Here is a 4,493-nt window from a genome sequence, read left to right as displayed (position 1 = left end):
ATGTGGCGCTGCCCAGGCGCGCCGGCCTTGCGGCGCTGCCCGGGCGCGCCGGCCATGCGGCGCTGCCGGCCGACACGCTGAAGGGCGCCATCCGGCTGGCCTTCGCCGCCTCGCGCCTGTCGCTGCCAGTCTCGCAGCATGCCAATGGCCACGGCAATCATGATCGCAAGATCGCGTCAGACCTGGCAAGGCGCTTGGCATGTCGGCGCTGATCGGCATAATGACGCGGGGGCATCGCGGCCAGCCACTCGATCCTCGAGTGCGCGCCAGTCGCGAAGCAGGAGCGCGACATGAGCCGCTTCGAAGCACCCCTCGACGCCGCCCTTGGATGCGCGCGGCCCCTCGTTACGACATCGACCGTCCTCGCCTCCGACCGCCGGCATTCGGCCTCGCCCCCATTGGGCGATCCGATGCCCAGGCGGTAACCGCTCCTCCAGCGAAAGATCATTCAACCCATGTCTATCCAGTCCAGCCAGTCCTTTTCGCCGGTTCGCCGGTTCGCGCCCTGGACGGCGCTTGCCACGGCCCTTCTCCTGGCGGCCTGCTCACAGGAGGGCGGCAAGGCTCCCGCGGGCATGGGCGGTGTCGGCAAGCCCGAAGTCGGCGTCGTCACGCTGCATCCGCAATCGGTGGCGATAACGGCCGAACTGCCGGGGCGCACGGCGGCGTCGCTGATCGCCGAGGTGCGACCGCAGGTCGACGGCATCATCCAGCGGCGCCTGTTCAAGGAAGGCAGCGAGGTGGCGGCTGGACAGCCGCTCTACCTCATCGACCCGGCGAGCTACAAGGCGGCCTATGACAGCGCGATCGCCGCGCAGCAGAAGGCGGCGGCGGCGGTGCCCACCGCGCAAGCCAAGTTCGACAGATATGCCGGCCTCTTGAAGCAGAACGTTGTTTCCAAACAGGATTATGACGATGCCGCCGCCACGCTTGCACAGGCGCAGGCGGATGTGGCTTCCGCCAAGGCCAGCGCGGAAACCGCGCGCATCAGCCTCGACCGCACCTCGATCACCGCGCCGATCGCCGGCCGCATCGACAAGTCGACGCTGACGCCGGGCGCGCTGGTCACCGCCAACCAGGAGACGGTGCTGACCACGATCCGTTCGCTCGACCCGATCAATGTCGACGTCACGCAGTCGAGCACCAATCTGCTCAACCTGCGCCAGGCGATCTCGGAGGGACGGCTGAAGTTCAGCGGCCCCAATGTCAGCGTCAAGCTGAAGCTCGAGAACGGCACCATCTACGCGCAGACCGGCAAGCTGGAATTCTCCGGCGCAAATGTCGACCAGACCACCGGCACATTCGCCTTGAGAGCGGAGTTTCCCAATCCCGACCGCCTGCTTCTGCCCGGCATGTATGTGCGGGCGCTGGTCGAGGAGGGGGTCGCCCAGAACAGCTTCCTGGTGCCGCAGCGCGGCGTCACCCGCAACACAAAGGGCGAGGCGACGGCCATGGTCATCAATGCGCAGGGCAAGGTCGAGACGCGGGTGCTCGCCGTGCGCAACACCGTCGGCAACAACTGGCTGGTCGATAGCGGTGTCGGCGATGGCGACCGCGTCATCGTCGAAGGACTGCAGCTCGTGCGCCCCGGCGGCGACGCGACCGGCGTCGAAGTGACGATCGACGAGGCGACCGGCGAGATCAAGGACCGTGGTCAGACATCGGCCTTGCCGGCCCCATCCAAGATGGCCAGCACCGGCCAGCAACCCGCCGCCTCGACCGGGAACTGAGACGATGTCAGCATTTTTCATCAACCGGCCGATCTTCGCCTGGGTGATCGCCATCGTGATCATGCTGGGCGGCCTGCTCGCGCTCACCACGCTGCCGATCTCGCAATATCCGCAGATCGCGCCGACCACGGTCAACATCAGCGCCACCTATCCCGGCGCCGACGCGCAGACGGTCGAGAATTCGGTGACCAAGGTCATCGAGCAAGGCATGACCGGCATCGACAATCTCGACTACATGACGGCGACGTCGACCTCGACCGGTTCGGCCTCGATCACGCTGACCTTCACCAGCACGGCCGATCCCGACACCGCCCAGGTGCAGACGCAGAACAAGCTGCAACTGGTGCAGTCGCAACTGCCGCAGGTGGTGCAGAGCAACGGCATCACGGTTTCAAAGTCCTCGACCGGCTTCCTGATGGTCATCGGCTTCGTCTCCAGCGACGGCAAGATGAACTCCACCGATCTCGCCGACTATGTCGATGCCACCGTCAACGACACGCTGAAGCGCGTCGAGGGTGTCGGTTCGACGCAGCTCTTCGGCTCGGGCTATGCCATGCGCATCTGGCTCGACCCGGACAAGCTCGCCAAATACGCGCTGATGCCGAATGACGTGGCGAGCGCCATCGAGGCGCAGAACACGCAGGTTTCGGCCGGCCAGCTCGGCGGCCTGCCGGCGCGCAAGGGCCAGCAGCTCAACGCCACGGTGACCGCCAAGAGCCGGCTGCAGACCGCCGAACAGTTCCGCAACATCATCCTCAAGAGCCAGACCGACGGTTCGCTGGTCCGCCTCAACGACGTCGCCACCGTCGAACTCGGCGCCGAGAGCTATACGACGCAAGCCAACTACAACGGCAAGCCGGCGGCCGGCGTCGCCGTCAACCTGGCGACCGGCGCCAACGCCATCAGCACCGCCGAAGCGGTGCGCTCGACGATCAACCGGCTGAGCTCGACCTTCCCGCAAGGGGTCGAAGTCGTCTACCCCTACGACACCTCGCCCTTCGTGCGGCTGTCGATCGAGGAGGTGGTCAAGACGCTGGCCGAGGCGATCGTGCTGGTGTTCCTGGTGATGTTCATCTTCCTGCAGAATTTGCGGGCGACGATCATCCCGACCATCGCCGTGCCGGTGGTGCTGCTCGGCACGTTCGGCGTGCTGTCGCTGTTCGGCTATTCGGTCAACACGCTGACCATGTTCGCCATGGTGCTCGCCATCGGCCTGCTCGTCGACGACGCCATCGTCGTGGTCGAGAATGTCGAGCGCGTCATGGCGGAGGAGGGGCTGCCGCCGAAAGAGGCGACGCGAAAATCGATGAACGAGATCACCGGCGCGCTGATCGGCATCGCCACCGTGCTGTCGGCGGTGTTCGTGCCGATGGCCTTCTTCGGCGGCTCGACCGGCATCATCTACCGGCAGTTCTCGGTGACCATCGTCTCGGCCATGGTGCTGTCCGTGCTGGTGGCGCTGGTGCTGACGCCGGCGCTGTGCGCCACCATCCTGCGGCGGCCGAAGGACCATGCCACGCAGACGGGTCCGTTCGGCTGGTTCAACCGGATGTTCGATCGCGGCACGACGGCCTATCGCGACGGTTCGCATGGCATCATCAACCGGGGAAAACGCTTCCTCGTCGTGTTCCTGGCCATTGTCGTCGCCATGGGCTGGATGTTTGCCCGGCTGCCGAGCTCGTTCCTGCCGGAAGAGGACCAGGGCATCCTGATCACCAGCGTGCAATTGCCGGTCGGTGCCACGCAGGACCGCACCGAGCGCGTGCTGAAGCAGGTCACCGACCACTATCTCAACGACGAAAAGGACGCTGTCGACGGGGTCTTCACCGCGTCGGGCTTCGGCTTCGGCGGCGCCGGGCAGAATGTCGGCATCGGCTTCGTGCGGCTGAAGGATTTCAGCCAGCGCAAGTCGCCCGCAATGGCCGCGCAAGCCATCGCTGGCCGCGCCATGGGCGCGTTCTCCAAGATCAGGGATGCGCAGGTCTTCGCTCTGGCGCCCCCCGCAATCCAGGGTTTCGGCAACACCAACGGCTTCGACTTCTACCTGCAGGACGTCAATGGCGCCGGCCATGACGCGCTGATCCAGACGCGCAACCAGCTTCTGGGTCTTGCCGCGCAAAGCAAGCTGCTCGCCAACACGCGCCCCAACGGACAGGAGGACCAGCCGCAGTTCTCGGTCGACATCGACCAGGAAAAGGCCAGCGCGCTGGGCGTCAGCCTCGCCGACATCAACAACACGCTGTCCAGCGCCTGGGGCAGCGACTACGTCAACGACTTCATCGATCGCGGACGGGTGAAGCCGGTCTACATGCAGTCGGACGCGAATTTCCGCATGCAGCCGGAGGACCTCGACAAATGGCAGGTCCGCAATGCCAGCGGCGCCATGGTGCCGTTCTCGGCCTTTGCCTCCAGCCACTGGACATTCGGTTCGCCAAGGCTCGAGCGCTACAATGGCTCGGCGGCGGTCGAAATCCAGGGCGCGGCGGCGGCCGGTGTCAGCTCGGGCGCGGCGATGGACGAGATCGACAAACTCGTCGCGCAATTGCCGGCCGGCTATTCGCATGAATGGACCGGGCTTTCACATCAGGAGCGGCTTTCGGGCAACCAGGCGATGTCGCTCTACGCGATTTCGGCGCTGGTCGTGTTCCTGTGCCTGGCCGCGCTCTATGAGAGCTGGTCGATCCCGTTCGCGGTCATGCTGTCGGTGCCGATCGGCATCTTCGGCGCGCTGCTCGCGGCAAGCCTGTTCGGCCAGACCAACGA

3 protein-coding genes are annotated in these 4,493 nt (G+C 65.8%); all 3 read left to right on the top strand.

The annotated features are described in order from the left end of the window. Positions 1 to 2 precede the first annotated feature (2 nt). A complete protein-coding gene (locus EOA36_RS28575; RefSeq protein WP_245464498.1) occupies positions 3 to 212 on the top strand; it encodes a hypothetical protein in 210 nt (69 codons plus the stop codon). A 243-nt stretch (positions 213 to 455) separates the two neighbouring features. Then, entirely contained in the window at positions 456 to 1,730 is a 1,275-nt protein-coding gene (locus EOA36_RS28570) for an efflux RND transporter periplasmic adaptor subunit (RefSeq protein ID WP_127280376.1), read from the top strand. Between the two features lie 4 nt (positions 1,731 to 1,734). Continuing rightward, positions 1,735 to 4,493: efflux RND transporter permease subunit (locus EOA36_RS28565; RefSeq protein ID WP_127280375.1), on the top strand; the 2,759-nt coding region annotated here is incomplete at its 3' end.

It is taken from the genome of Mesorhizobium sp. M8A.F.Ca.ET.021.01.1.1 (assembly GCF_003998025.1).
Classification (GTDB): domain Bacteria; phylum Pseudomonadota; class Alphaproteobacteria; order Rhizobiales; family Rhizobiaceae; genus Mesorhizobium.
Note: the sequence above shows the minus strand (reverse complement) of the source record. Positions and strands in the feature narration are given on the sequence as shown.

What these genes read in the sequence shown, in the direction of transcription:
- EOA36_RS28570 (WP_127280376.1), top strand. Translation starts at nt 456, where the DNA reads ATGTCTATCCAGTCCAGCCAGTCCTTTTCGCCGGTTCGCCGGTTCGCG.